Source organism: Geodermatophilus aquaeductus, assembly GCF_900182545.1.
GTDB classification, from domain to species: domain Bacteria; phylum Actinomycetota; class Actinomycetes; order Mycobacteriales; family Geodermatophilaceae; genus Geodermatophilus; species Geodermatophilus aquaeductus.
In genome coordinates, this window is record NZ_FXTJ01000001.1 from 114,510 (window position 1) to 141,131 (window position 26,622).

A 26,622-nucleotide genomic window follows, 5' to 3' on the forward strand; every position below is an offset into this window, starting at 1 on the left:
GCGAACCGGCACCCCGCGGTGGGCTGCGCCACTGCGCGCGCACGCCCGCCGGGTGCGGTCCCGCCGGCGCGGCTACCGTCCCGGACCGTGCGGCGACGAGCGGGTGCCTGGCGGGTGCTGCTGGCCGCCCTGGTGCTCGTCCTGACCGTCCTCGGCGCCCCCGCGGCCGCCGCCCCCGACACGCCCCGGCCCACGGTCGACCCCGCGGCACCCACCCCGACCGCCCCGCTGCCGGGCGGGCCGCCGCAGGGCTCCGGACCCGGCGGGGTCACCGTCGGCGGCGAGGGCCTCGACACCCGGGGCACGGTCGTCGTCGACGGCGCCCCGCCGGTGCCCGACGGCCTCGCCGCGCCCGGCTGGCTGGTGGCCGACGCCGGCACCGGCGACGTGCTGGCCGCCCGCGACCCGCACGGCCGCTACTACCCGGCCAGCACCCTCAAGACGCTGACGCTGCTCACCGTGGCCCACCGGCTCGACCCCGCGCTGGTCGTCGAGGGCACCGTCGAGGACGAGTCGATGGAGGGCAGCCGGGTCGGGATGGTCGTCGGCGGCCGCTACCCGGTGTCGCTGCTGTTCCAGGCGCTGGTGATGCAGTCGGGAAACGACGCCGCCAACGCGCTCGCCCGGGCCTTCGGCGGGACGCAGGCCACGGTGCAGGCGATGAACGCGACCGCGCTGGAGATGGGCGCCTTCGACACCGTCGCGGGGACGCCGTCGGGGCTCGACGTCGCCGGGCAGTCCTCCTCGCCCTACGACCTCGCGCTGTTCTTCCGCGCGCTGATCGCCGATCCGCTGACCGCGGGGATCCTGACCACGCCGACGGCGGAGATGCCCGGCGTCGAGGGCCGCTCCACCGGCTACCAGATCCAGAACGAGAACCCGCTGGCCGGCTATCCGGGTGTCCTGGGCGGCAAGACCGGCTTCACCGACGCCGCCCGGCACACCTTCGTCGCGGCCGCCGAGCGCGACGGCCGGCGGCTGGTGGTCAGCGTCATGGGCACCGAGAACGTGCCGCTGCGCGCCGCCGACCAGGCCGCGCTGCTGCTCGACTGGGGGTTCGCCGTCCCGCCGTCGCTGGGCGGGGTCGGCACGCTGGTCGCCTCGGCGGCCGAGGTGGCGCCCGCGCCGACGTCGTCCGCCGTCCCCTCCCCCACCGGCCCCGCCGACGTGGCGGCCGGCCCTCCCGCGCCGGCGTCCCCCACCCCGGACGGGCCGCCGGCCCTCGGGGCGGTCGCGCTGGGTGCGGCGGCGGTCGCGGTGGTGGCCGCCACCCTCATCGGCCGGCGGCGGGCGATGCGGCGCCGGACGCGGCCGGCAGCGGGGGCTCCTCCGCCGGGGCGCCGGGGGCCGCCGTCTGCAGGGCCGGGAGGGTCGCCGTCCACGCGGCCGTGAAGAAGGCGAAGCGGATGACGACGTTGATCCACACCAGGATGCCCACGGCGCCGCCGAAGGCCGACGAGGTGACGCTGCCGGAGATGAGCGACAGGTAGAGGCTGCCCAGCAGCTTCATGACCTCGAAGCCGGCCGCGCCGAACAGGGCGCCGGGCAGCAGCCGACGCAGCGGGTGGGAGATCGAGGGCACCACGCGCAGCAGCCACAGGAAGACGACGACGTCGCCGGCGAAGGCCACCACGATGCCGAGCACGTTGGTGGCGACCGCCCAGCCGGGCGCGTCCTGGACGCCGAAGAGGGTCAGCACCCCCGCGGTCGCCTGGGTGGCGAACCCGGTCAGCCCGATGCTGGCCAGGCCGGCGGCACCGAGGGCGACCAGCGCCACGAGGTCGGCGAGGTTGTCCTTCCAGAACTCCGGCTCGTCGACGGTGCCCTTCCAGATCCGCTCCATGCCGATGCGGAGCTTGTCCATCGCGCGCAGCCCGGCGTAGAGGAAGCCGGCGGCACCGATCAGGCCGGTGAGGCCGGCCGCGCCGACGGTCGAGCGCAGCTCCTCGACGATCTGCTCGCCGGTCGGGCCGGGGAACGTCTCGCGGATGGCGGTGTAGAGCTCCTTCTGCAGCAACGCGTCGCCGGAGAGGACCAGCGCGATGACCGACGCCACGAGCAGCAGGACGGGGAAGAGCCCGAGGAAGACGAAGTAGGTGACCCCGGCGGCCATGAGGTCGCCCTGGGTGCGCGTGTAGCGGCCTCCGGCCCGCGCCAGGTGGTCGAACCACCGCCACCGGCGGCGCTGGGCGTCCACGACCGCGGTGACCCGGGTGCCGACGCCGGTGATGCGCGTCCACGCCGTGCGGACGTCTCTGGGTGCACCCACCGCTCCGAGTCTTCCCCCTGCGGGTGGGGACCGCGCGAGGTCAGCGGTGCGGCGGCCCCGTGAGCGGGTACTCGCGGGCGACCGCCCAGGTGCCGGCGGGCGTCTGCTCGAACTCGGTGAACGAGGTGACCCGGAACTCGGCGGAGAGGTCGCCCAGGCCGGTGTAGGCCAGCTCGAGCATGTCGCGCGGCACGTCGTGGGCCACGGTCACGTGCGGGTGGTACGGGAAGGACAGGCTGCGGGCCAGCGGGCCGGACCGGACGTCGTTGGCCAGCAGCTCGCAGTTGCCGATCCCCCGCGCGACGGCGACGAAGACGACGTCGGAGACGGGGGTGAACGTCCCGGTGCCCGACAGGTGCATGTCGAAGGGCGGGTGGCTGGCGGCGACCCGGGCGAGGTGCTCGGTGATGCCGGGACGGTCCGCGCAGGGCACCTCGGTGGGCGGCAGGAGCGTGACGTGCGGCGGCACGAGGGTGGCCTGCGGGTCGCCCACCTTCGACCGCCAGTCGACCAGCAGCTGCGCCCACGGCTCGGGCACCGGCACCAGGACGCCGACGACGGAGGTCTGCGGCGGCGTCGTCCGGCTGCGCGGGACGAACGTGTCGTCGTTCACGAGACCGCCACCGGTGGGAGGAAGCCGACCCGCTCGTAGGCCGTGCGGACGGTCTGCCCGGCGACCTCGCGGGCGCGGGCCGCGCCGGCGGCCAGCAGCCGCTCGAGCTCGGCGCGGTCGTCGAGCAGCTCCTGCGTGCGCTCGCGGATCGGCGTGACGAAGTCGGTGACGACCTCGGCGAGCTCCTTCTTGAGGTCGCCGTAGCCGCGGCCGGCGAAGTGCTCCTCGAGCTCGGGCACCGACCGGCCCGACAGCGCGCTGTGGATGGCCAGCAGGTTGGTGATCCCCGGCTTCCCCACCGGGTCGGCCACCACCTCGCGGCCGGTGTCGGTGACCGCCGAGCGGATCTTCTTCGCCGTCACCTTGGGGTCGTCGAGCAGGAAGACGCAGCCGGCCGGCGGCAGGCTCTTGCTCATCTTCTTCTCCGGCGACTGCAGGTCGAGGATCTTCGCCGCGCCCTGCGGGATGCGGGCGGCGGGGACGGTGAACGTCTCGCCGAAGCGGCCGTTGAAGCGGGTGGCGAGGTCGCGGGTGAGCTCGAGGTGCTGGCGCTGGTCCTCACCCACGGGCACCTCGTCGGCCTGGTAGACGAGGATGTCGGCGGCCTGCAGCACCGGGTAGGTGAACAGCCCGACCGACGACCCGCCGGTGCCCTCGCGCTGGCTCTTGTCCTTGAACTGCGTCATCCGGCTGGCCTCCCCGAAGCGGGCGAGGCACTCGAGCACCCAGGACAGCTGGACGTGCTCGGGGACGTGGCTCTGCACGAACAGCGAGCTGCGCTGCGGGTCCACCCCGAGCGCCACCAGCTGCGCCGCCGAGACGAGGGTGTTCCGGCGCAGCTCCTCCGGGTCCCAGTCCATCGTGATCGCGTGCAGGTCGACCACGCAGTAGAACGCCTCGGCGGTGTCCTGCAGGGCGACCCACTGCCGCAGCGCACCGAGGTAGTTGCCGAGGTGGAAGGAGCCCGCCGTCGGCTGGATGCCGGAGAGGACACGGGGGAGAGGCACGACGGCCATCAAACCAGCCGGGGGTCAGCCGACCGGTGCGCCGGGGCGCAGGGTGTCGGGCCGGTCGTCGGGGGTGGCGGCGCCGAGCACGTCGTCGAGCGCGGCGAGGAACAGGTCGTCCTCCTCGGGCGTGCCGACGGTGACCCGGATGCCCTCGCCGGCGAAGGGCCGGGTGATGACGCCGCGGGCCTCCAGCGCCGCGGCGACGCCGGCGGTCGGCTCCCCCAGCGGCAGCCACACGAAGTTGGCCTGGCTGTCGGGCACCTCCAGGCCGCGTCCGCGCAGCGCGGCGGTGAGCCGGTCGCGCTCGGCGACGACGGCGGCCACCCGGCGGCCGACCTCCTCCTCGCTGGCCAGCGCGGCGACCGCGGCGGCCTGGGCGAGCACCGAGACGCTGAACGGCACGTGCGTGCGACGGACGGCGTCGGCGACGGCGGGGTCCTCGGCCACCAGGTAGCCCACCCGCAGGCCGGCCAGGCCCCACGCCTTGGAGAACGTCCGCAGCACCGCGACGTTCGGCCGCCCGCGCATGAGCTCCAGGCCGTCGGGGACGTCGGGGTCGGTGACGAACTCGCGGTAGGCCTCGTCCAGCACGACGAGCACCGTGTCGGGCACGCGGTCGAGGAAGCGCTCGAGCTCCGGCCGGCGCACCGCCGTCGACGTCGGGTTGTTCGGGTTGCAGACGAACAGCAGCCGGGTGTCGTCGTCGACCGCGGCGGCCAGCGCGTCGAGGTCGTGGGTGTCCGGGCTGCCGCCGGGGACCGACGGCACGAGCGGCACCTGCAGGCTGCGGGCGCCGGCCACCTGCGCGAGCAGCGGGTACATCTCGAACGAGCGCCAGGCGAAGGCGATCGCCGTCCCGGGGTCGTTGAAGGACTGGGCGAGCTGCTGGCAGAGCATGACCGCGCCGCAGCCGGGGACCACCTGCGCCGGGTCGACGCCGTAGCGCCCGGCCAGCGCGGCGGTGAGGACGGCGGCGCCGTTGTCGGGGTAGCGGTAGGTCTCCCCCGCCGTCGCCGACAGCGCCTGGACGACCGCCGGCAGCGGCGGGAACGGCACCTCGTTGCTGGCGAGCTTGACGGCGCGCTCGACGCCGAGCTCGCGGGCGAGGTCGGCGGGGTTGCGGCCGGGCCGGTAGGCGGGCAGCGCCTGCACGGCCGGACGGGCACTGACCACGGGCTCGACCTCCGGCGCGCCCGGTGCGTCCGGGCGCCGACTCCTAGGGTGGCCCCATGCGCGTACTCGTCGCCGGTGGGGCCGGCTACATCGGCAGCGTAGTCACCGCCGCCCTCCTCGAGGGCGGCCACGAGGTCACCGTGCTCGACGACCTCTCCACCGGGCACGCCGACGCCGTGCCGGAGGGGGCCCGGTTCGTGCAGGCCACGCTGCAGGCCTCGGCGCCGGTGCTGGCCGACGTGCGGCCGGAGGCGGTGCTGCACTTCGCCGCGAAGAGCCTGGTGGGCGAGTCGCAGGGAAAGCCGGAGATCTACTGGGAGCACAACGTCGGCGGGTCGCTGGCGCTGCTCGAGGCGATGCGCGCGGTCGACTGCCGGCGGATCGTCTTCTCCTCCACCGCCGCCACCTACGGCGAGCCCGAGCAGGTGCCAATCCGCGAGGACGCGCAGACGAAGCCGACCAACACCTACGGCGCCACGAAGCTCGCCGTCGACGCGATGCTGACCTCCTACGCCACGGCGTACGACTTCGCCGCGGTCAGCCTGCGCTACTTCAACGTGGCCGGAGCCGCCTACGGCCGGGGCGAGCGGCACACCACCGAGACCCACCTCATCCCGATCGCCCTGCAGGTGGCGGCGGGCAAGCGGGAGGCGATCACGGTCTACGGCGAGGACTACCCGACGCCGGACGGCACCTGCATCCGCGACTACATCCACGTCTCCGACCTCGCCGACGCGCACCTGCTCGCGCTGACGGCGCCGGAGCCGGGCGAGCACCGCATTTACAACCTGGGCAACGGCACCGGGTTCTCCGTGCAGCAGGTGGTCGACGCCGTCCGCGAGGTGACCGGCCACCCGGTGCCGGTGCAGGTCGGCGAGCGGCGGGCCGGCGACCCGGCGCAGCTCGTGGCCTCCAGCGACCGGATCCGCGCCGACCTCGGCTGGACGCCGCGGCACACCGACCTGACCGGCATCGTGCGCGACGCGTGGGACGTCGCGAGGAACCGGAGCTGATGGGCGTCGCCCAGCAGCGGGCACAGGAAGCTCTCCGCACGTCCTGCCGCCGGGACGTGCGGATCGCCTCCTATGCCTCGTCGGCGACCGCCGGCGCCGTGTCGGGCGCCGGGGTGACCGACAGCCGCGCGATCCGCCGGCCGTCGAGCTCGAGGACGGTGAGCGTGCGCCCCTCGGCGACCACGGCGTCGCCGACGACCGGCAGCCGGCCGAGCTCGGCGAGCACGTAGCCGGCCACCGTCTCGTACGGGCCCTCGGGCAGCCGCAGGCCGGTCACCTGGGCGAAGTCGTCGAGGTTGAGCAGCCCGTCGACCTCGTGCGGCCCGCCGGGCTCCTCGCCGCCCTCGGGCGCGACGTCCTCGTCGTACTCGTCGTAGATCTCGCCGATGACCTCCTCGATGAGGTCCTCGAGCGTCACGATGCCGTCGGTGCCGCCGTACTCGTCGACGACGACCGCCAGGTGCTGGTTCTCCCGGCGCATCTCCGACAGCGCCGTGAGGACGCCCGCGGTGCCGGGCAGCCGCTTCACCTCGCGGGCCAGGTCGCCGACGGTCACCGCGCGCCCCGCGGGGTGGGTGGGCAGCAGCAGGTCGCGCACGTGCACGAAGCCGACGACGTCGTCCTGGTCGCGCCCGGTGACCGGGTAGCGGGAGTGACCGGACTCCGCGAGCTGCCGGGCGGCGCGGCTGACCGTCGTCGACGCGTCGAGGAACTCGACCTCGGTGCGCGGCGTCATGACCTCCCGCACCTCGCGGTCGCCGGCGCGGAACACCTCGTCGATGAGCCGGCGCTCGTCGCTGCTCAGCGACTCGTGCGCGGCCACCAGGTCGCGCAGCTCCTCCTGGCTGATCGCCTCGCCGCTGGCCTTCGGGTCGCCGCCGAGCAGCCGCACCAGCACGTTGGTGGACGCCGACAGCAGCCAGATGACCGGGCGGGACAGCCGGGCGATCGCGTTGAGCGGCCGGGCGACGACCAGGGCGAAGCCCTCCGCGCGCTGCAGGGCCAGGCGCTTGGGCGTCAGCTCGCCCACGACGAGCGACAGGTAGCTGATCGCGACGGTGACCAGGACGAGGGCCAGCGGGTCGGCGACGCCCTCACCCACGCCGCGGCGGACCAGCCAGTCGCTGAACGGCTCGGCCAGCGTGCTCGCGCCGAACGCGGCGGACAGGAAGCCGGCCAGCGTGACGCCGACCTGCACCGCGGCGAGGAAGCGGTTGGGGTCGCCGAGCAGGCGGGCCAGCGCACGGCCGCGGCGGCCGCGCTCCGACAGCACCCGGACCTGGGCCTCGCGGAGGGACACCAGCGCGATCTCGGCGCCGGCGAACACCCCGCCGACCAGGACGAAGACGATCACCATGACGATGTCGAGCCAGACGTCGCTCACCGGCGGCGTGCTCCTCGCTCTGGGGGTGGTGGTCGACGTCCATGCTGCCCGGACCGCTCACCGCGCATCCCCCCGGGCGCCCGGCGGCGTCTTTTGTGACGTCGGTCACGTCACCCTCGCGAGTGATCTCTGGCTACGGCTAGTCTCGACGAAGTCACGCTCCGTTGTTGTCGAGTCCGTGAGGACGTCCCCCTCGTGCGCCACCGTCGGTCTTCCCCGCCGCCGTCCGCCCGCCTCACCGGCGGCCTCCGGCTGATGTCCCGCCCCCTGCGCCGGGGCCGCGTCCGTCACCTGCTGCCGGTCCTGGCCGTCGTCCTCGCCGTCGGCGGCATCGCCCTGCTGGTCCCGCTCATGGCGGCCGGGCGGGGCGCGCTCTCGACCGCCGAGTCCTCCTCGACCTCGACCGCCGACGACGTCGTGGCCGACGCCGAGCGCACCGGCGTCGTGACGATGGGCGTCGACGGCGCCCCGGTCGCCCCCGGGACGACGCCCGGCAGCACCGCCCCCGGCACGACCGAGCCGAGCACCACCGCCCCGGGCAGCACCGCGCCCGGCACCACCGAGCCGGACACCACCGAGCCGGACACCACCGAGCCGGACACCACCGCGCCGGACACCACCGAGCCGGACACCACCGCGCCGGACACCACCGCGCCGGACACCACCGCCCCGGGCAGTTCCGCGCCGGGTTCCACGTCCGCGGGTTCCCCGTCGTCCGGGTCGTCGTCCGGGTCGTCGTCGGCGGGGTCCTCGACCGCGTCGTCGTCGGCCGGCACCTCCTCGGCCGCGCCCGGGACGTCGGCCCCGGCGCCCCGCGCGGGCGCGAGCACGTCGTCGTCCGCGGGGACCTCCTCGGCCGGGTCGACCACGCAGAGCCCGACCTTGTCGTCGTCGCAGGCCGCCCCCGCGCCGGTGGCGGCCGCCGCTCCGGCCCCCTCGACGGAGGGCGCGGTGCTGGCGCTGGTCAACCAGGAGCGCGCCGCCGCCGGGTGCGCTCCGGTCGCCGCCGACGCCGCGCTGGCGGGGGTGGCGCGGGCGCACAGCGTCGACATGCGCGACCGCGGCTACTTCTCGCACACGACGCCGGAGGGGCTCGACCCCTTCGACCGGGCGCGCGCGGCCGGCGTCGGCTACGCCCGGGCGGAGAACATCGCCCGCGGCCAGGCCGACCCCGCCGCCGTCATGGACGCCTGGATGAACAGCCCCGGGCACCGCGCGAACATCCTCGACTGCTCGCTCACGAAGCTCGGCGTCGGCGTGGCCGAGGGCGCCGGCGGTCCCTGGTGGACCCAGCTCTTCGGCTGACCCGTCAGCGACCGAGGGCCGCGGCGACCCGAGCAACCAGAGCGTCCGGGTCCCGCAGGTCCGCAGCGGTCACGAACACCACCCGCCAGCCCGCGGCGGTGAGCCGGTTGAGCCGCTGCCGGTCGCGCCCGAGCTGACCGGCCTCCGCGTGCCAGGCCCCGTCGTACTCCACGGCCAGGCGGTGCTCGGGGAACGCCAGGTCCACCCGGGCGACGAAGTTCCCCCCGGCATCCCGGACGGTGTACTGGGGAACGGCCCGCAGTCCGGCGAGCGCGAGCAGCACCCGTACTCGCGACTCGGGCAGCGACTCGGCGCGCGGGTCCGCGAGCTCAACGGCCCGGCCGGCCCGTCGCATCCCGCGCGGGGACGGCGCCGCGTCCAGCGACCGGCGGAGTCCCGCACGGTCGACGACGCCGCGGGCGAGCAGGACGTCGAGCGCCGCCACCGCCTCCACCAGCGGCTCGGCCCTGGCGATGTCGAGGGCCGTGCGCGTGCCCGTGGTGCTCGGCCGCCGGTGGACGACCGTGACGTCGGAGGCCGGCAGGACGGTCCGGCGGACCCGCAGGCCGGCGATCGGGCCGAAGCGCACACCGGGAGGCACCGACACCTCCACCGGCATCGCCGGGTCGAGCAGCTCGCCCGCTCCGTGCAGGTGGGCCGCCGTCCGGCCGCTGAACACGGCCGGCGCGGGAATCAGCAGGCACGCACCGCTGATGCGCACGTCGGGGTCGTCGGGCAGCTCCGCGTCCGCGTAGACGCCGCGGTACAGCCGGCGCCAGGCGCTGCTGCGGAGGGCCGCGGGGCTCAGCAGCCCCGCGGCGAGGACGTCGCGGGCGCGGAAGACGCGACCGCGGAGGACGTCGGGTCGCCGGGGTGGAGGCACCGCGCGAGCCTGCCGCGACGGGGCCACGCCGCGCCCCCGCCGTCCACAGCCCCGCAACTGCCCGGGAGTCGTCGTCTGCAGTGCGCTGCAGACGACGACTTCCCCGCAACTGCGCGCGACCCCACCCAGCCCGCGAACGCGAGCGGCCCCCTCACCCGGGGGGTGAGGGGGCCGCTGCAGAGCGACTGCGTCAGGCCATGGCCTTCTGCAGGTTGCTGTCGATGGCCGCCAGGAAGTCCTGGGTGGTCAGCCACGGCTGGTCCTTGCTGATCAGCAGCGCGAGGTCCTTGGTCATCTGACCGCCCTCGACGGTGTCGACGCAGACCTTCTCGAGGGTCTCGGCGAACCGGGTGACCTCGGGGGTGTCGTCGAGCTTGCCGCGGTGGGCGAGGCCCCGGGTCCAGGCGAAGATCGACGCGATCGGGTTGGTCGACGTCTCCTTGCCCTGCTGGTGCTGCCGGTAGTGGCGGGTCACCGTGCCGTGGGCGGCCTCGGCCTCGACCGTGCGGCCGTCGGGGCTCATGAGCACCGAGGTCATGAGGCCCAGCGAGCCGAAGCCCTGCGCGACGGTGTCGGACTGGACGTCGCCGTCGTAGTTCTTGCAGGCCCAGACGTAGCCGCCCTCCCACTTGAGGGACGCGGCGACCATGTCGTCGATCAGCCGGTGCTCGTAGGTGATCCCGGCGGCCTCGAACTTGTCCTTGAACTCGGTCTCGAAGACCTCGGCGAACAGGTCCTTGAAGCGGCCGTCGTAGGCCTTGAGGATCGTGTTCTTGGTCGACAGGTAGACCGGGTACTCACGCTGCAGGCCGTAGTTCATCGAGGCCCGGGCGAAGTCGCGGATCGAGTCGTCGAGGTTGTACATCGCCATCGCGACGCCGCCGCCGGGCGACTGGAAGACCTCGTGCTCGATCGGCGCGGAGCCGTCCTTCGGCGTGAAGGTGATGGTCAGCGTGCCCTCGCCGGGGAACTTGAAGTCCGTGGCGCGGTACTGGTCACCGAACGCGTGACGGCCGACGACGATCGGCTTGGTCCAGCCGGGCACCAGCCGCGGCACGTTCTGCATGATGATCGGCTCGCGGAAGATGACACCGCCGAGGATGTTGCGGATGGTGCCGTTCGGCGAGCGCCACATCTTCTTGAGGCCGAACTCCTCGACCCGCGCCTCGTCCGGCGTGATGGTCGCGCACTTGACGCCGACGCCGTGCTTCTTGATCGCGTTCGCGGAGTCGATGGTGACCTGGTCGTCGGTGGCGTCGCGGTGCTCGATGCCCAGGTCGTAGTACTCCAGGTTGACGTCGAGGTACGGCAGGATCAGCTGGTCCTTGATGAACTGCCAGATGATCCGGGTCATCTCGTCGCCGTCGAGTTCGACGACGGTGCCCTCGACCTTGATCTTGCTCACGTCAGACATTCCCTCTCTGCAGCCCCGGCCCCTCGGGCCGGGAGTCGGTCAGTCGCGGTGCCGAGGACTACAGCTCCGCGACGTCGGCCTGCTTGGCGCGCACGGCCTCCGCCGCCTCGCGCAGCCCGGCCAGTTCGCTCTCGGTGAGATCCCCCTCGACCACCCGGCGCACACCCTGGCGGCCGATCTCGGCCTCGACGCCCAGGTAGACCCCGGAGATGCCGTACTCGCCGTCGACCCATGCGCACACGGGCATGACGGCGCCGGAGTCCTCCATCACGGCGCGGGCCATGCGGGCCGCCGCCGCCGACGGCGCGTAGTACGCCGACCCGGTCTTGAGCAGGGCGACCACCTCGGCGCCGCCGTTGCGGGTGCGCTGCACCAGGTGCTCGATGCGGTCGGCGGCCATCACGTCGGCCAGCGGCTTGCCGTCGACGGTGCAGCGCGAGGGCACCGGCACCATCGTGTCGCCGTGCGAGCCGAGGGTCAGCGTCCGCACCGAGCTCACCGGGACGCCGAGCTCCTCGGCGACGTTGTTGGTGAACCGGGCGGTGTCGAGCATCCCGGCCTGCCCCATCACCCGCTCCTTCGGGAAGCCGGTGGCGAGCTGGGCCAGGGCGGTCATCTCGTCGAGCGGGTTGGACACCACGATGACGACGGCGTCGGGCGAGGTGGCCGCGATGTTCTCGGCGACCTGGCGGACGATCCCCGCGTTGGTCTCGATGAGGTCCATCCGGCTCATGCCCGGCTTGCGCGGCAGGCCCGCGGTGATCACGACGACGTCGGACCCCTCGGTGCCCTCGTACGAGCCGCCGCCGACGCCGACGACCTTCGTCTCGAAGCCCTCGATCGGGCGGGACTGGTTCATGTCGAGGGCCAGGCCCTCGGGCTTGCCCTCGACGATGTCGGTGAGGACGACGGTCTCGAAGACGTCGTACTCCGCGAGCCGGAGGGCGGTGGTGGAGCCGTAGAAGCCGGCACCGACGACAGTGACCTTGCCGTTCCTGGGCTGCTCTGCCATGGGCGTCAACCTAGACCCGGCACCCGGCAGGCCGCCCGGGGGCCGCTGCGCTCAACTGCCCGGCACGACGAGGGCCAGCACCGACAGCGCGACCCCCGTCCCCGCCATGAGGACGACGTCGACCGGCCGGCTGCGGACGGCGAGGAAGCCGACCCGGCGCACGGGCAGGACCAGCCGCAGCAGCCCCGCACCCACGAGCGCGAGCCCGACGACGAGCAGCCCGCGCCGCCAGTGCTCGATCGCGACCATCCCGAGCCCGACCGCGACCGCGACCAGCACCGCGAGCAGCGGCAGCTGGCGCAGCAGCCCGGCCAGGAACGGCCGGCGCAGGTAGAGCGGAGGTCGCGTCATCAGGCGGTCAGCGCCTCCACCGCGGCGGCCCGCTCGGCGGCCAGCACCACGTTCTGCAGCAGCATCGCCCGGGTCATCGGCCCGACGCCGCCGGGGTTGGGCGCCACGTGCCCGGCCACCTCGACGACGTCCTTCGCGACGTCGCCGGCGATCTTCCCGTCGACCCGGCTGACGCCGACGTCGAGCACCGCGGCCCCCGGTTTGACGATGTCGGCGCTGATCAGCCCCGGGACGCCGGCCGCGGCGACGACGACGTCGGCGGCGCGGACGTGCGCGGCGAGGTCGCGGGTGCCGGTGTGGCAGAGGGTCACCGTGGCGTTCTCCGTGCGGCGGGTCAGCAGCAGCCCGAGCGGGCGGCCGACGGTGATCCCGCGGCCGACGACGACCACCTCGGCGCCGGCGACCGGCACGTCGTGGCGGCGCAGGAGCTCGACGATGCCGACCGGGGTGCACGGCAGCGGCCCGTCGACGCCGAGCACCAGCCGGCCGAGGTTGACCGGGTGCAGGCCGTCGGCGTCCTTGGCCGGGTCCATCGCCTCGAGGACGGCGTACTCGTCGACCTGGCGCGGCAGGGGCAGCTGGACGATGTAGCCGGTGCAGGTGGGGTCGGCGTTGAGCTCCTCGACGACGGCGAGCACGTCGGCGAGCGTGGCCGTGGCCGGGAGCTCGCGCTGGATGCTGGCGATGCCGACCTGCGCGCAGTCGGAGTGCTTGGCGTCGACGTACCAGCGGCTGCCGGGGTCGTCGCCGACCAGCAGCGTGCCCAGCCCCGGGCGGTGCCCCGCGGCGGTCAGTGCCGCCACGCGCGCGGTGAGCTCCTGGCGGATGGTCGCTGCGGTCGCCTTGCCGTCCAGGATCGTCGCGGGCACCCCGACAGTGTGCCGGAGGCGCTCCCGCGCCGACCCCTGCGGCCCTACCCTCGCGGACAGCCCTGCACGGCCCGTCCCCGAGGAGAGCTGATGAGCGAGCGCGACCCGTCCACCCAGCAGACAGCGCCCGGTCTCGACCTCGTGACCGGCCCGTCGGCGACGGGCACCGGCGCGTACGGCGCCACGGGCGGGTACCCCTCGACGACGCCGGACTACTCCGACCGGCCGGTGGCGGTGCGCGGCCCGGAGTCCCTCGGCGGGCTGCTGCTCATCCTGGCCGGCATCTCCGCCGGGATCAGCCTGGCGCTGCGCTGGGTGGCCGGGACCGGGGACACCGGCTGGCGCCTGGCCCGCCAGGGGTTCGACGAGCTCGACACCGGGGTCAGCGGCCTGCTCGACACGGGGTGGTGGCAGCCCCTCGCCGTCGTCCTCGGGGGCGGCGTGCTGTTCGTGCTGGGCATCCTGATGTGGCTGCCCGCGCGGACGCACCGCCTCCTCGGCCTCCTCGGGCTGCTGGTGAGCGGGCTGGCGCTGGCCGCGGTGGTCGTACCGCTGACCGCGGAGAGCTGGCGGCCGTCGGCCTTCGCGATCGGGTTCTGGTTCGCCTGCGCCGTCGGCGTCCTGGGTGTGCTCGGCTCCCTCAAGGCGCTGCTGACGGGACGCCGCTACCGCTGAACCCTCCGTGTACTTCCGCGGAGGTGCACCGTGCACCTCCGCGGAAGTGCACGGGTCAGCCCTCGATCAGGGCGCCGTAGGCGCTGGCGACCTGGACGGCCTGGACGAGGTCGAGCCGGACGCCGGTGAGCTCGAGCGCCCGCCACGGGACCGCCTCGGTGGCCGCGCCGCGCAGGTCGCTGCCGCGCAGCTTCGTGCCCTGCATGCGGACCCGGTCGAGGTCGGCGCCGGTGAGGTCGCACTCGCGCAGGTCGGCGTCGGTGAGGTCGGCCTCGCGGAACCGCTGACCGGACAGGTCGCTGCCGGACAGGTCGACGCCGCGCAGCGACGTCCAGCTCCAGTCGGTGTCGGTGCTGGTCAGCGGGCGCAGCACGGCGCCGGAGAACTGCGAGCCGGTGAGCTTGCAGCCGTCCCAGACGACGTCGATGAGCCGTGCCCGGTCGAACCGGCAGGACAGGAACGCGCTGCCGGAGTGCCGCGAGCCGCCCATCCGCACGCCGGTGAGGACGCAGGAGTCGAAGACGCAGCGCTTGGTGACCACCTCGGTCAGGTCGGCGTCGTCGAAGCGGCAGCGGGTGAAGGTGACGCCGTCGAGCTCGGCGCCCCACCAGTCGACGCGGGCGAGGTCGACGTCCTCGATCTCCTCCCCCGGCTCCGGGGGACGGAGGTGTGCTCGGCCGCGCATCAGTGGGCGAAGTGGCGGGTCCCGGTGAGGTACAGCGGGACGCCGGCCGCCCGCGCCGCCTCGACGACCTCCTCGTCGCGCACCGAGCCGCCCGGCTGCACCACCGCGCGCACCCCGGCGTCGAGCAGCACCTGCAGGCCGTCGGCGAACGGGAAGAACGCGTCGGAGGCGGCCACCGACCCCGCGGCCCGCTCCCCCGCCCGCGTCACGGCGAGGCGGGCGGCGTCGACCCGGTTGACCTGCCCCATGCCGACGCCGACGGTCGCCTTGTCGTGGGCGAGCAGGATCGCGTTGCTGCGCACCGCGCGGACGCTGCGCCAGGCGAACACGAGGTCGTCGAGGCCGGCGGCGTCCAGCGGCTCCCCGCAGGCCAGCGTCCAGGTGGTGGGGTCGTCGCCGGCGGCGTCGATGCGGTCGGCGCTCTGCAGCAGCAGCCCGCCGCTGACCGGCCGCATCTCCGTCGACGGCCGGGCGGCCTCGGGCAGGCGCAGCAGCCGGATGTTCTTCTTCGCCGTCAGCACCTCCACGGCGTCGGCGGTGAACGACGGCGCGACGACGACCTCGGTGAAGACGCCGGCGACCTGCTCGGCCATGGCGAGGTCGACCTCGCGGTTGGCCGCGATCACGCCGCCGAAGGCCGAGACGGGGTCACAGGCGTGCGCCTTGCGGTGGGCGGCGGCGATGTCGGTGCCGACGGCGATCCCGCACGGGTTGGCGTGCTTGATGATCGCCACGCACGGGTCGTTGTGGTCCTGCGCGGCCCGCCAGGCGGCGTCGGTGTCGACGTAGTTGTTGTAGGACATCTGCTTGCCGTGCAGCTGCTCGGCATGCGCCAGCCCGGGCTGACCGCCGCGGTACAGCGCCGCCCGCTGGTGCGGGTTCTCGCCGTAGCGCAGCACGTCGGCGCGCTCCCAGCTCGCGCCGATCCAGGCGGGGAAGCCGGTCTCGTCGTCGGGCGCGAGGACGTTGCCCATCCAGGAGGCGACGGCGACGTCGTAGCTCGCGGTGTGACGGAAGGCGGCCGCGGCCAGCCGCTGCCGCTCGGCGAGGGTGAAGCCGCCGGCGGCGACCGCGGCGAGCACGTCGCCGTAGCGGGACGGGTCGACGACGACGGCGACCGACGGGTGGTTCTTCGCCGCGGCGCGCACCATCGCCGGGCCGCCGATGTCGATCTGCTCGACGCACTCGTCCGGCATCGCGCCCGAGGCCACCGTCTCGGTGAACGGGTAGAGGTTCACGACCACCAGGTCGAAGGCGGCGATGCCGAGCTCCTCGAGCTGGCTGACGTGCGCGGCCTTGCGGCGGTCGGCGAGGATCCCGGCGTGCACGGCCGGGTGCAGGGTCTTCACCCGCCCGTCGAGGCACTCGGGGAACCCGGTGACCTGCTCGACCGGCGTGACCGCGACGCCGGCGTCGGCGATCCGCCGGGCGGTCGCGCCGGTGCTCACCAGCTCGACGCCGGCGTCGGCCAGCCCGCGGGCGAGGTCCTCGATGCCGGCCTTGTCGTAGACGCCCAGCAGCGCGCGGCGGATCGGGGTGCGGTCGCTCATCGGGGGCTCTCCTCCGTCGTCCCGGTGACGAGTCGCGCCACCGTCTCCACCAGGAGCGTGCGCTCCACGGCCTTGATCCGTTCGTGCAGGCGGTCCTCGTCGTCGCCGGGCAGCACCGGCACCTCGCGCCGGGCGAGCACCGGCCCGGTGTCGACGCCGGCGTCGACCAGGTGCACCGTGCTGCCGGTGACGTCCACGCCCGCGGCGAGCGCGTCGCGGACGGCGTGCGCACCGGGGAAGGCCGGCAGCAGGGCGGGGTGGGTGTTGACCAGCCGGCCCTCGTAGCGGGCCAGGACGGCGGGGCCGACGATCTTCATGAAGCCGGCGGACACCACCAGGTCGGGCCGGTGCGCGGCGATCGCGTCGGCCAGGCCGGCGTCCCAGGCGGCCCGGTCGGGGAAGTCGCGCAGCGCGACCGTGAAGGTCGGCAGGCCGCGGCGGCGGGCGTGCTCCAGGCCGGGGGCGTCCCGGTCCGCGCCGACGGCGACCACCTGCGCGGGGTAGGCGGCGTCGTCGGCGGCCTCGAGCAGCGCCGCGCACAGCGACCCCGTCCCCGAGAGCAGCACGACGACCCGCGCCCGCGGTGGGGAGTCGGGGCCGGGCACGACCGCGACCCTATCGACGCGGCGCGCGGGCTCAGCCGAGGGACCGCCAGCGGGCGGTGGCCGCCCCGACCGCGCCCGCGATGCCGGCCTGCAGCGCCACCGAGAGGGCGGTGGCCACCGGAGGGGCGCCGACGTCGGCGAGCGCGCCGTCGCCGAGGGACCCGCCGGCTGCCGCGACGACGACGCCGACGGCGGCGCCGAGCAGCACCCCGGTCAGCACGCCCCACAGGCCCGCGACCACCGAGCCGCCGTCGTCGTCGGCCATGCGGCGGCCCAGGACCGTCCCGGCGACCATGCCGGCCAGCGCCGGGACCGCCTGCGAGACGAAGGCGAGCAGCGGCACGGCCTGGGTGTCGGGCAGTGCGGCCAGCAGCGGAAGGGCCGGCACCGGTCCGAGGCTGATCCCGTGCACCGAGACGACGGTGCCGGCACCGACCGCGAACCCGGGCCCGGCGGCCACCCCGAGCGCCGCCGCGGCCGCGTTGGGCAGCAGCAGCGCCCCGAGCGCCAGCAGCCCGAGGGCTCCGGCACCCGAGCCGCCGAGGGCGTCCTCGACGGCGGCGTACCCGGCGGTGTCGGAGCCGACCGCGACGGCGACCACCACGCCGCCCAGCCCGAGCGCGGTGAGCAGGCCGGCGAGCACGGCCGGCAGCAGCGGCCGCGCCGGCAACGGGAGCCGGTCGAGGACGGCGTCGGGCAGGTCGGTCTCGCGCAGCACGCCCCAGCCGACGGCGACCAGGGCGAGGACGGCGGCGCCGGCCGCGCAGCGGACCAGGTCGGTGCGCGCACCGGGCCCGTCGACGGCGAGCGCCAGCAGCACGGCGAGGAGCGTGTGCACCGCCAGCGCGGCTGCGACGACGACCGCGGCCGCGCGCACACCGGCCGGCTCGACGAGGCGCGCGACGCCCCGGCCGGCCCGCGAGAGCCCCCAGGCGACGGCGAGGGTGAGCAGCAGCGGCGCGAGGACCAGCGGCCCGGAGGCGAGGTCGAGTCCGCCGCCGTTGGCCAGCAGCCACAGCTGACCGCCGGCCCGGATCGCGCCGCCCGCCGAGAGACCGCCGGCCGGGTCGAGCGTCTCCACGACGACGACCGCCAGGCCGAGGCCGGCCAACCCGAGCAGCGTCACCGCGGCGGTGGCCGCGGCGGCGAGGGCGGCCGGGTACCAGGGCCGCCCCGCACCGGGGCCCCGCTGTCCCGGGAGGGGCAGGCGCGCCAGCAGGGAGACCACGTCCCCACTGTCGCAAGCGCGACCGCCCTCTGTCCGCCGCACGCGCCGGGAGCGGGCGAGCGTCGGCGTCCCCGGACGCCGACGAGGGCCGGCGGCAAGTACCGCCGGCCCTCGTCGGGACGGGTCGCCCCTCGCGGGGCGGGAGGTCAGGGCTGGCCGGAGCCCGAGGCGGTGGAGCCGCCGGGCTGGCCGTGCTGACCGGAGGGCTGCTGACCGGAGGACTGCTGGCCGGGGTCCGTGGCCGGGGACGGGGTGTAGGGCTGCCCGTACCCCTGGGGGGCCTGGCCGTACTGACCCGGCTGCCCGTACTGCTGCCCGGGCTGCCCGTACTGCTGCCCGGGCTGGCCGTACTGACCGGGCTGGCCGTACTGGCCCGGGGTCGACTGGCCGTACTGGCCCGGGCGGGCGCCCTGGCCGGCACCGAAGTCCGGCGCCTGCTGGTTGGCCCACTGGGAGGCACCGGCGAAGGCGCCGGGCAGGGCCGGCTTGTTCCGCATCTCCGGCAGCAGCCGCAGGAACGCGAAGGCCGTGACGGCCGCGGTGACGAGGAGGGCGAGCAGGCCGACGAGGCTGAACTCCCACTCGAAGGTCTGGATCCAGGCGATCAACGTGAGCAGCAGGGCCAGGGCGGCGAGGCCGACGGTGATCCAGCTGCGCGGGAACCCGAGCCGGACCTCGGTCACCGCCGGCAGCAGCGCCCAGACGGCGGCGGCCAGCAGCAGGACGAAGCTGAAGGTGACCAGGCCGCTGAACGAGAAGCCGCTGACGTTGTAGTCGTCGGAGAAGTAGATCTCGTCGAAGTCGATCCAGGTCAGGAGCGCGAGGACCAGGTAGGCGATCGCACCCGCCGCGACGACGTAGTCGGCGACCTTCAGCCGCTTGAGGTCGAAGCCGGATCCGCCGGGGCCCTGCCCGAACGGCGACGGGGCGCCGTGGGGCTGGCCGTAGGGGGGCTGCTGCCCGTACGGCTGCTGCCCGTACGGCTGCTGCCCGTAGGGCGGCTGTCCACCGGCGGGCTGGCCGTAGGGCTGCTGCCCGTAGGGAGGCTGCTGGCCGTAGGACGGCTGGCCGGGAGCCGGCTGGCCGTAAGGCTGCTGACCGTAGGGCGGCTGACCCTGCGGAGCGCCGTACGGCGGCGGAGAGGCGGGGGGCTGCTGCCCGTACCCCGGCTGACCGCCCGGGCCCGGCTGCCCGGGGACCCCGGGCTGCTGCGGCGGCTGACTGGACGTCATCGTTCGGCTACCTCTCGTCACTACAGGTACGGCGTCGCGGATGCTCTCCCCCACCGTGGCCCGGTGCAACCGCGCCACGCACGCGTCTCACCACCACGGGCGAGATCGTGACCGCCCCGCGACCGCCGCTGCCGGACGCCGCTGCCCCGGCCCCCGAGCACGGGGACCGGGGCAGCCGGACGTCGTGGCCGGCCCGGCTGCCGACGATCTACGCGCCGACGATCTCCCGCATGAGGCGGGCGGTCTCCGACGGCGTCTTGCCGACCTTGACCCCGGCGGCCTCGAGGGCCTCCTTCTTGGCCTGCGCGGTGCCGGCCGAGCCGGACACGATGGCGCCGGCGTGGCCCATCGTCTTGCCCTCGGGCGCGGTGAAGCCGGCCACGTAGCCGACGACCGGCTTGGTGACGTTGGCCTTGATGAAGTCGGCCGCGCGCTCCTCGGCGTCGCCACCGATCTCACCGATCATGACGATGGCCTCGGTCTCCGGGTCGTCCTGGAACGCCTGGAGGGCGTCGATGTGCGTCGTCCCGATGACCGGGTCGCCGCCGATGCCGATCGCGGTGGAGAAACCGATGTCCCGGAGCTCGTACATCATCTGGTAGGTCAGCGTGCCCGACTTGCTGACCAGGCCGATCCTGCCCTGCTTGGTGATGTTGGCGGGGATGATGCCGGCGTTGGAGCGCCCGGGGCTGATCAGGCCGGGGCAGTTCGGGCCGATGATGCGGGTCGAGCCACCCTGGGCGTGCGCCCAGAAGTAGGTCGAGTCGTGCACCGGGATGCCCTCGGTGATGACGACGGCGAGCCCGATCTGGGCGTCGACGGCCTCGATGACCGCACCCTTCGCGCCGGCCGGCGGCACGAAGATGACGCTGACGTCGGCGCCGGTCTCCTTCATCGCCTCGGACACGCTGCCGAACACCGGCACGCTGGCGCCGTCGAAGTCGACGCTCTCGCCGGCCTTCTTCGGGTTCACGCCGCCGACGATCGCGGTGCCGGAGGCGAGCATGCGCTGGGTGTGCTTGCGCCCCTCCGAGCCGGTCATGCCCTGGACGATGACCTTGCTGTTCTCGTTGAGGAAGATCGACATCTCTTCAGGTCCTGTCGGTGTCGGGGGCGATCAGGCGGCGAGCTCGGCGGCCCGGCGCGCGGCGCCGTCCATCGTGTCCACCAGGGTCACCAGCGGGTGGTTGGCCTCGGCGAGGATGCGCCGCCCCTCCTCGACGTTGTTGCCGTCGAGCCGGACGACCAGCGGCTTGGCGGCCTCGTCGCCGAGGATGCCCAGGGCGCTGACGATGCCGTTGGCGACGGCGTCGCAGGCGGTGATCCCGCCGAAGACGTTGACGAACACGCTCTTCACGGCCGGGTCGGACAGGATGATGTCCAGGCCGTTGGCCATCACCTCGGCCGAGGCGCCGCCGCCGATGTCGAGGAAGTTGGCCGGCTTGACCCCGCCGAACTCCTCGCCCGCGTAGGCGACGACGTCGAGGGTGCTCATGACCAGGCCGGCACCGTTGCCGATGATCCCCACCTCGCCCTCGAGCTTGACGTAGTTGAGGTCCTTCTCCTTGGCGCGCGCCTCGAGCGGGTCGGCCGCGGCGGTGTCCTCGAGGGCCGCGTGCTCGGCGTGCCGGAAGGAGGCGTTCTCGTCGAGGGTCACCTTGGCGTCGAGCGCGAGCACGGTGCCGTCGGGCGCCTTGGCCAGCGGGTTGACCTCGACGAGGGTGGCGTCCTCCTTGCTGAAGACCTCCCACAGCTGCACCGCGATCGCGATCACCTGGTCGCGGACCTCGGGGGCGAAGCCGGCGGCGTCGACGATCTCGGCGGCCTTCGCGGCGTCCACGCCGACCGAGGCGTCGACCGGGATGCGGGCCAGGGCCTCGGGGCGCTCGACGGCGAGCTGCTCGATCTCCATGCCGCCCTCGACGCTGGCCATCGCCAGGAAGGTGCGGTTCGAGCGGTCGAGGAGGTAGGAGAAGTAGTACTCCTCGGCGATGTCGCTGGCCTGGGCCACCATCACGCGGTGGGTGATGTGGCCCTTGATGTCCAGGCCGAGGATGTCCTGGGCCCGCGCGCGGGCGTCCTCGGGATCGTCGGCCAGCTTGACGCCGCCGGCCTTGCCGCGGCCACCGGTCTTGACCTGCGCCTTGACCACGACGGTCTGCCCGATCTCGCGGGCGATCGCCTCGGCCTGGTCGGGTGTCTCGGCCACGCCGCCGGGGAGCACGGGCACGCCGTGCGAGGCCAGCAGGTCACGCGCCTGGTACTCGAAGAGATCCACGAACAGGGACCGTAACTCTCGCCCCGTCCGGCCGCCGCACCGGCACCGGGGCCCGTGCCCGGGCTCACAGCCCCCCGGCGGCCTCGCGCAGCGCGGCGACGACGTCCTCGGGCGCGGCGCCGTCGGCGAACCCGCGGACGCCGTCCGGGAGACCCGCGGTCGTGCCCAGGACGAACGCGGTGACGTCGTCCACACCGGCGGCGACGAGCCGGTCGAGCACCTCGGCGAGCAGGTCCGGCCGGCCCCCGGCCACCCCGACGGCGTCGGCGTCCTCCTGGACGACGGTGGCCGCCAGCCGGCCGGCGGAGGCGACCTCCCCGGTCAGCACCACCTCCGCGCCGCTGTCGCGCAACGCGCGGGCGAGGGCGACCGCCCGCGGGTCGTCCTGCCCGTCGGGCCCGGCGACGACGACGCGCAGCCGTTCCGCCGCGGTCACGAGCGACTGCGGCGCAGCCGCCAGGCGAGCAGCGTGAGGACCCCGTAGGCCAGGCCGGCGGCGAGCAGCCCGGCGCCGGGGACGGTCCAGTCCAGCTCGTCGGAGGCGACGGCGTCGCGCAGGCCGCCGAGCCCGGCGGCGAGCACGGTCACCGCGACGGCGAGGAAGCCCCCGACGGCAGCCAGCCGCGGACGCAGCGAGGGCGCCAGCACCGACCCGAGCAGCACGGCGCCGGCGAGCAGCAGCCCGCCGAGCAGCGCCAGGCCGGGGCGCTCGAGCAGCGCCTGCGGGCCCTGCTGCTCGACCACGACCTCCAGGCCGGTGGACGGGTCGTCGACCAGCCGGTCGGGGACGTCGGCGGCCGGGAGCGCGAGGCAGAGCACGGTGAGGACGCCGAGCACGACGGCGGCACCGGCCAGCCCCGGGCGGGCCGGGTCCAGCGCGCCGCGGTCCTCCATGACCGTGCGGTTCCACGTCGCCGCGGCGAGCACCCCGGCGACGACGGTCAGCGCCAGCGCGGCCACCTGCAGCCACCAGCCGGCGCCGGTCTGCACGCTGCTGGTGAGCACGCGCTCGCCGGCGAGCACCTCGATGCCCGGGCGCACGGTGGAGGTGCTGCCGCGGTACACCTCGATGAGCAGCGAGCCGAGGGCCAGCGCGCCACCGACCCCGGCGTAGGCCAGCCCGAGGCGGGGCACCCGCCCGGCGGCCAGGCCCGCCCCCACCGCGACGGCGGTCAGCGGGACGACGAGGCCGACGAGCACCCCACCGAGGCCACCGCCCAGCGTGAGCTCCCGCCCGCCGACGACGAGGTAGGTCGGGAAGAGCGCGGCCGCCCCCGCCAGGCCGGCGAGCACGAGCAGGACGCCGACGGCGCGGGCGGCGCCGGGCAGGTCCCCGACGACGAGGCCGTCGCCGGGGACGGGCGCGGCACTCGTCGCGGCGCTGCCCGGCCGGCGGTCGGCGGCCGGACGGGTCCCCGGCCGCCGGTCACCGGCCCGGGCCGACCCCGTCCTGCGGGCACCGGAGGTCACCGTGCGGGAGGCGGTCGCCGCGCCGCGGGACCGGTCGTCGCGGGTCCGGTCGTCGCGGGCGGAGCTCTCACGGCCGGCCACGGGTCCCCCTTCGTCGGAATCTGTTGCGTTCCGGTCTCGATCTCGTCGAGATTGCCGCACCGTCTGTGTGACGCTGGCCACACCAGGGCATTACCGTCGTGTGAACCGAGCACCACACAGGTGCTCCGCCACGACGGACCCGGCTCCCGGGGCACCGCCGCGGCCGCCGAACGGGGAGGACGTCCATGCGCGCGACCGGCGACCCCGGGTGCCGTCCAGGGTGGCACACCGACGAGTCCTCCCCCGGGACGCCACGGGACGCCCTGCGGTCCCTGATCCCCGGCGCCGTCGCCGGCGGGCTGACCGAGCTCGCGTGGGTCGGCGCGCACACGCTGCTCTACCCGCTGGGCACCCGCCGGGAGCCGCTGCGGCTGGACCCGCGCTGCCGGCCGGGTGAGCAGCCGCCGAGCGTGCGGGCACTCTTCGCCGCCGACCCCCTCGCCGCGCGCATCCCCGTCCTGCTCGTCCACGGGCTCATCGACAACCGGTCGATCTTCACCGTGATGCAGCGCGGGCTGCGCCGGCGCGGCTTCGCCCAGGTGTGCACCTGGAACTACAGCCCGCTGCTCGGCGACGTCGCCGAGGGCGCCCGCGACCTCGGCGAGCACGTCGAGCGCATCTGCGCGCAGACCGGCCACGACCGTGTCCACCTGGTCGGCCACAGCCTCGGCGGGCTCATCTCCCGCTACTACGTCCAGCGGCAGGGCGGCGGCCGGCGGGTGGAGTCGCTGGTCACCCTGGGCTCGCCGCACGGCGGCTCGGTGCTGGCCCACCTGCTACCGACGCCGATGGTGCGCCAGCTGCGGCCGGGGTCGGCGGTGCTGCAGGAGCTCGCCGAGCCGGCACCGGACTGGTCGACGCCGATGACCGCCGTCTACAGCAACCTCGACCAGCTCGTCGTCCCCACCCGCCTGGGCCGGTGCGACCACCCCGACCTGCGGGCGCGCAACGTCCTCGTGCGGGGCGTGGGGCACATGTCGCTGCCCTTCCACCGGGGCGTCGTCGACGAGGTGGCCGCGACGCTGGCCGGGCTGCGCCCCGCGGCCCCGGCGTCGCTCGCCTCGGCCGCCTGAGGCTCTCCTCACCCCAGGGAGACAAGGCGACACGCAGCGTCGCCTCCCGCGGTTGGCCCTGACGGAACGTTACGGTCCGATCACGGCGCCGGTACCCACCGGCGGGCGTCCACCCCGGGCGCCTCCACCGCCGTCGCTCCCCCGACGGTCCGCCCCGCGCGGTCGTCCCGGGATGCGTGGACGAAGGGTGTCGGCGTGACCTCGCTCCTCGAGCCCGCGGCGCCCGGCCGCCGGGCGGCCGAGCCCGAGGCGACCGGCCGCATCTCCGCCGGTCCGCTGGGACGGGCGGGCCTCCCGCCGCTCCGCCGGCCCGCCGTCCCGACCGCCACCACCCCGGCTGCTCCCGCGGACGACGACGAGCCGGCCGCTCCCCCGGCGGAGCCCGCGGCTGCGACCGCCGACGAGACCCCCGCGGAGTCCTCCGCGCGCCGCACCGTCCGCCGTCCCCCCGGCCGCCGCGGGCCGCTGTGGCTGGGCGCGCTCGTCGCCGGGGCACTCGTCGCCGCCGTCCCCGCCCTCTCCGGCGGGACGCCGGAGCCGGCCGCGTCGGTCAGCGCCGCCGACTACGGCCTCGGCGCCGCCGACCTCGGGCTGGCCGGCGAGATGGACGAGGCCGGCGTCCGCCAGGGCATCACCCAGGCCGAGGCCGCCGTCCGGCTGTCGGAGCTGGCCGCCTCCCGCGCCGCCCGCGAGCCGCAGACCGTCCTGCCGACGTCGGGCCGCATGACCACCTGCTTCTGCCAGCGCTGGGGCTCGATGCACTGGGGTATCGACCTGGCCGCCCCGCTCGGGACGCCGATCTACTCGGCCACCGACGGCGTCGTGCTGCGCGCCGGCCGCGCCTCCGGCTACGGCAACGCGGTCTACATCCAGGACGCCGACGGCAACGTGCACGTCTACGGGCACATGCGCTACTACGACGTCTCGGCCGGCGACATCGTGCACGCCGGCGACCAGATCGCCAAGGTCGGCAACGAGGGCCAGTCCACCGGGCCGCACCTGCACTACGAGATCCACCGCGGCGGCATGACCGGCCGGCCGATCGACCCCGAGGAGTGGCTCGCCGACCACGGCGTGGCCATCTGAGCCCCGCCGCGGCTCCTCGTCCATCACCGGCCCGGTAGCACCCGGGGCGTCGCCGGCCGGGCCGCCGGACCCAGGCTCAGCCGGGGTCCCGGACGACCAGCCGCAGCACGGTGTCGGCCACGTGCGCCTCCACCCGGGCCGGCGCCAGCCGCCCGAGCCGGACGCCGTCGGCGGCACCGACGACCAGCCAGGTCAGCGCGGTCAGCACCCACTCGGGGTCGACGTCGACCCGGAACGCGCCGGCCGTCTGCCCGCGGCGGACCAGGGCGCGCACCCGGTCCTCACCCGCGGCCGCCCGGGCGAGGAGGTCGCGCTCGACGAGGTCCTCGAGGGGCTGGGTGACGAGCAGGCCGTACCGGGCGCCGATCGGGACCGTCCGGGCGACCAGGTCGCGCAGGACGCGCACCGGGTCGTCCTGCCCGGCTGCGACCTCACCGGTCGCCGCCACGAAGGCCTCGACCGCCTGCCGGCAGAGCGTGCCGACCAGCACCGAGCGGCTGGGGAACCGGCGGAACAGCGTGGCCCGGCTGACGCCGACCGCCCGGGCGACGTCGTCCATGGACGCGGCCGGCTGGGCGGCGAGCAGGCCGGCGGCGGCGTCCAGCAGTGCGTCGTCGGCAGACACGACCGGAGCCTACGGGGTTGAGACTTTTACGTCTCATCTGAGACCATGAAGTCATGCGATCCAGTGATCTCCGGTGAGCACCACCCTGCTGCTCGGCATCCTCGGGCTGGCCCTCGTGGACGCGCTGAACCCGGCCACGATCGGCGGGGTCGCGTTGATCCTGCTCGCTCCCCTGCGCCGGCCGATCGCCTGTGCGGCGGCCTTCGTGGCGGGGGCGTACCTGACCGTCCTGGCACTGGGGCTGGCGGTCTACACCGGGGCGGGCGCGGCCGCCGACGCCGTGGCCGGGGGCGTCACGTGGGTGCGGCGGATCGCACTGGGGCTCGCGGCGGTCCTCCTGGTGGTGGCCGCCGTCCGCCGGCTGCGCAGCCGCCACCGCAGCGCGGTCACCCTGCCGTCGTGGTTCGGCCCGTGGACCGCGGCCCCGGTCGGCGTCCTGGTGACCGGCGCCGACCTGCCCAACGCCTTCCCCTACGTGATCGCCATCGAGCGCCTGGTCAGCGCCGGCGTCCCGGCGGGGCAGGGCGTCGCGGTCCTGGCCGGCTACGCCCTGGTGTACTGCGCGCCCTGCCTGGTCCTGCTCGGCCTGGGCGCCCTGCACGGGACCTCGGTGCGCCGGCGGCTGAGCGGTGTCTACGAGCGCATCGGCAGCGCACGCACCGTCCCGCGGAGCGTGCCGGCCGCCCTGGGCCTGGTGGCGCTGGCCGCGGGCGTCACCGCCCTGGCCGTGGCGTGACG

General features: G+C 75.3%; 28 protein-coding genes. 7 read left to right on the top strand and 21 right to left on the bottom strand.

What is annotated here, in order from left to right; all coding sequences use genetic code 11:
- Positions 1–87 precede the first annotated feature (87 nt).
- Positions 88–1,392, top strand: coding sequence for a D-alanyl-D-alanine carboxypeptidase family protein (locus FN207_RS00485; RefSeq protein ID WP_142456459.1), 1,305 nt, complete (start codon positions 88–90; stop codon positions 1,390–1,392).
- Here FN207_RS00485 and FN207_RS00490 read toward each other — a convergent pair.
- From FN207_RS00490 to hisC, 4 genes are read right to left on the bottom strand one after another with little or no spacing between them, the layout of a single operon-like run.
- Positions 1,274–2,269, bottom strand: coding sequence for a YihY/virulence factor BrkB family protein (locus FN207_RS00490; RefSeq protein WP_142456460.1), 996 nt, complete (start codon positions 2,267–2,269; stop codon positions 1,274–1,276). The genes FN207_RS00485 and FN207_RS00490 overlap by 119 nt on opposite strands.
- A gap of 40 nt (positions 2,270–2,309) precedes the next feature.
- Positions 2,310–2,882: a 2'-5' RNA ligase family protein gene (locus tag FN207_RS00495; protein ID WP_142456461.1), complete on the bottom strand. Its 573-nt coding sequence runs from the start codon at positions 2,880–2,882 to the stop codon at positions 2,310–2,312.
- Positions 2,879–3,898, bottom strand: coding sequence for a tryptophan--tRNA ligase (gene trpS, locus FN207_RS00500; protein ID WP_142456462.1), 1,020 nt, complete (start codon positions 3,896–3,898; stop codon positions 2,879–2,881). Before trpS ends, FN207_RS00495 begins: the two co-directional genes overlap by 4 nt.
- A 15-nt stretch (positions 3,899–3,913) precedes the next feature.
- Positions 3,914–5,065, bottom strand: coding sequence for a histidinol-phosphate transaminase (hisC, locus tag FN207_RS00505; protein ID WP_142456463.1), 1,152 nt, complete (start codon positions 5,063–5,065; stop codon positions 3,914–3,916).
- Between the two features lie 56 nt (positions 5,066–5,121).
- On the opposite strand from hisC, the gene galE reads away from it, so the two are divergent.
- Positions 5,122–6,078, top strand: coding sequence for a UDP-glucose 4-epimerase GalE (gene galE, locus FN207_RS00510; protein ID WP_142456464.1), 957 nt, complete (start codon positions 5,122–5,124; stop codon positions 6,076–6,078).
- 70 nt (positions 6,079–6,148) lie between these two features.
- On the opposite strand, the gene FN207_RS00515 is transcribed toward galE, so the two are convergent.
- Both FN207_RS00515 and FN207_RS26065 read right to left on the bottom strand, forming a co-directional pair.
- On the bottom strand, positions 6,149–7,462 hold the full coding sequence (locus tag FN207_RS00515; protein ID WP_142456465.1) for a hemolysin family protein: 1,314 nt from the start codon (positions 7,460–7,462) through the stop codon (positions 6,149–6,151).
- Positions 7,463–7,749: 287 nt separating this feature from the next.
- A complete protein-coding gene (locus FN207_RS26065) occupies positions 7,750–8,430 on the bottom strand; it encodes a hypothetical protein (RefSeq protein ID WP_185938194.1) in 681 nt (226 codons plus the stop codon).
- On the opposite strand from FN207_RS26065, the gene FN207_RS00520 reads away from it, so the two are divergent.
- Positions 8,414–8,767, top strand: a complete 354-nt coding sequence (locus tag FN207_RS00520) for a CAP domain-containing protein (protein WP_221887982.1) — start codon at positions 8,414–8,416, stop codon at positions 8,765–8,767. The genes FN207_RS26065 and FN207_RS00520 overlap by 17 nt on opposite strands.
- 4 nt (positions 8,768–8,771) lie before the next feature.
- Here FN207_RS00520 and FN207_RS00525 read toward each other — a convergent pair whose 3' ends face one another.
- The 5 genes from FN207_RS00525 to FN207_RS00545 all read right to left on the bottom strand — a co-directional run bounded on the left by FN207_RS00525 (position 8,772) and on the right by FN207_RS00545 (position 13,296).
- On the bottom strand, positions 8,772–9,650 hold the full coding sequence (locus FN207_RS00525; protein WP_142456466.1) for a DUF559 domain-containing protein: 879 nt from the start codon (positions 9,648–9,650) through the stop codon (positions 8,772–8,774).
- Between the two features lie 190 nt (positions 9,651–9,840).
- Positions 9,841–11,055 carry an NADP-dependent isocitrate dehydrogenase gene (locus FN207_RS00530; RefSeq protein WP_142456467.1) on the bottom strand — a complete coding sequence of 405 codons (1,215 nt, stop codon included), beginning with the start codon at positions 11,053–11,055 and terminating at the stop codon, positions 9,841–9,843.
- A gap of 67 nt (positions 11,056–11,122) precedes the next feature.
- The gene (mdh, locus tag FN207_RS00535) at positions 11,123–12,076 is read right to left on the bottom strand and encodes a malate dehydrogenase (protein ID WP_142456468.1); all 954 of its coding nucleotides are present in this window, start codon (positions 12,074–12,076) and stop codon (positions 11,123–11,125) included.
- Positions 12,077–12,127: 51 nt separating this feature from the next.
- Entirely contained in the window at positions 12,128–12,427 is a 300-nt protein-coding gene (locus FN207_RS00540) for a DUF3017 domain-containing protein (protein WP_142456469.1), read from the bottom strand.
- Positions 12,427–13,296: a bifunctional methylenetetrahydrofolate dehydrogenase/methenyltetrahydrofolate cyclohydrolase gene (locus FN207_RS00545; protein ID WP_142456470.1), complete on the bottom strand. Its 870-nt coding sequence runs from the start codon at positions 13,294–13,296 to the stop codon at positions 12,427–12,429. The genes FN207_RS00540 and FN207_RS00545 overlap by 1 nt, the downstream gene beginning before the upstream one ends.
- Before the next feature lie 90 nt (positions 13,297–13,386).
- Here FN207_RS00545 and FN207_RS00550 point away from each other — a divergent pair, with 90 nt between their 5' ends.
- Positions 13,387–13,971, top strand: coding sequence for a hypothetical protein (locus FN207_RS00550; RefSeq protein ID WP_246065650.1), 585 nt, complete (start codon positions 13,387–13,389; stop codon positions 13,969–13,971).
- A gap of 55 nt (positions 13,972–14,026) precedes the next feature.
- Here the strand turns inward: FN207_RS00550 and FN207_RS00555 are convergent, their stop codons facing one another.
- The 9 genes from FN207_RS00555 to FN207_RS00595 form a co-directional block, all read right to left on the bottom strand.
- Complete coding sequence (locus FN207_RS00555; RefSeq protein WP_142456471.1) at positions 14,027–14,656, bottom strand: pentapeptide repeat-containing protein; 630 nt, start codon at positions 14,654–14,656, stop codon at positions 14,027–14,029.
- A complete protein-coding gene (gene purH / locus FN207_RS00560; RefSeq protein WP_142456472.1) occupies positions 14,656–16,206 on the bottom strand; it encodes a bifunctional phosphoribosylaminoimidazolecarboxamide formyltransferase/IMP cyclohydrolase in 1,551 nt (516 codons plus the stop codon). Before purH ends, FN207_RS00555 begins: the two co-directional genes overlap by 1 nt.
- The gene (gene purN, locus FN207_RS00565; protein WP_142456473.1) at positions 16,203–16,811 is read right to left on the bottom strand and encodes a phosphoribosylglycinamide formyltransferase; all 609 of its coding nucleotides are present in this window, start codon (positions 16,809–16,811) and stop codon (positions 16,203–16,205) included. The genes purH and purN overlap by 4 nt, the downstream gene beginning before the upstream one ends.
- 31 nt (positions 16,812–16,842) lie before the next feature.
- Positions 16,843–18,039 (bottom strand): cell division protein PerM, encoded by a 1,197-nt coding sequence (locus tag FN207_RS00570; protein ID WP_142456474.1) that lies wholly within the window; start codon positions 18,037–18,039, stop codon positions 16,843–16,845.
- A gap of 146 nt (positions 18,040–18,185) precedes the next feature.
- The gene (locus tag FN207_RS00575) at positions 18,186–19,271 is read right to left on the bottom strand and encodes a hypothetical protein (protein WP_142456475.1); all 1,086 of its coding nucleotides are present in this window, start codon (positions 19,269–19,271) and stop codon (positions 18,186–18,188) included.
- A gap of 208 nt (positions 19,272–19,479) precedes the next feature.
- A complete protein-coding gene (gene sucD / locus FN207_RS00580) occupies positions 19,480–20,358 on the bottom strand; it encodes a succinate--CoA ligase subunit alpha (RefSeq protein ID WP_142456476.1) in 879 nt (292 codons plus the stop codon).
- A gap of 30 nt (positions 20,359–20,388) precedes the next feature.
- A complete protein-coding gene (gene sucC / locus FN207_RS00585; RefSeq protein WP_142456477.1) occupies positions 20,389–21,549 on the bottom strand; it encodes an ADP-forming succinate--CoA ligase subunit beta in 1,161 nt (386 codons plus the stop codon).
- Positions 21,550–21,613: 64 nt separating this feature from the next.
- Positions 21,614–21,985: a cobalamin B12-binding domain-containing protein gene (locus FN207_RS00590; RefSeq protein WP_142456478.1), complete on the bottom strand. Its 372-nt coding sequence runs from the start codon at positions 21,983–21,985 to the stop codon at positions 21,614–21,616.
- Positions 21,982–23,100, bottom strand: a complete 1,119-nt coding sequence (locus tag FN207_RS00595) for a hypothetical protein (protein ID WP_246065651.1) — start codon at positions 23,098–23,100, stop codon at positions 21,982–21,984. The genes FN207_RS00590 and FN207_RS00595 overlap by 4 nt, the downstream gene beginning before the upstream one ends.
- Before the next feature lie 185 nt (positions 23,101–23,285).
- On the opposite strand from FN207_RS00595, the gene FN207_RS00600 reads away from it, so the two are divergent.
- Both FN207_RS00600 and FN207_RS00605 read left to right on the top strand, forming a co-directional pair.
- Positions 23,286–24,173, top strand: a complete 888-nt coding sequence (locus FN207_RS00600) for an esterase/lipase family protein (protein ID WP_142456479.1) — start codon at positions 23,286–23,288, stop codon at positions 24,171–24,173.
- Positions 24,174–24,368: 195 nt separating this feature from the next.
- A complete protein-coding gene (locus FN207_RS00605; RefSeq protein WP_246065652.1) occupies positions 24,369–25,259 on the top strand; it encodes a M23 family metallopeptidase in 891 nt (296 codons plus the stop codon).
- 76 nt (positions 25,260–25,335) lie between these two features.
- On the opposite strand, the gene FN207_RS00610 is transcribed toward FN207_RS00605, so the two are convergent.
- Positions 25,336–25,884 (bottom strand): TetR/AcrR family transcriptional regulator, encoded by a 549-nt coding sequence (locus tag FN207_RS00610; RefSeq protein ID WP_142456480.1) that lies wholly within the window; start codon positions 25,882–25,884, stop codon positions 25,336–25,338.
- 73 nt (positions 25,885–25,957) lie between these two features.
- Here FN207_RS00610 and FN207_RS00615 point away from each other — a divergent pair, with 73 nt between their 5' ends.
- The gene (locus tag FN207_RS00615) at positions 25,958–26,620 is read left to right on the top strand and encodes a GAP family protein (RefSeq protein ID WP_142456481.1); all 663 of its coding nucleotides are present in this window, start codon (positions 25,958–25,960) and stop codon (positions 26,618–26,620) included.
- Positions 26,621–26,622 lie beyond the last annotated feature (2 nt).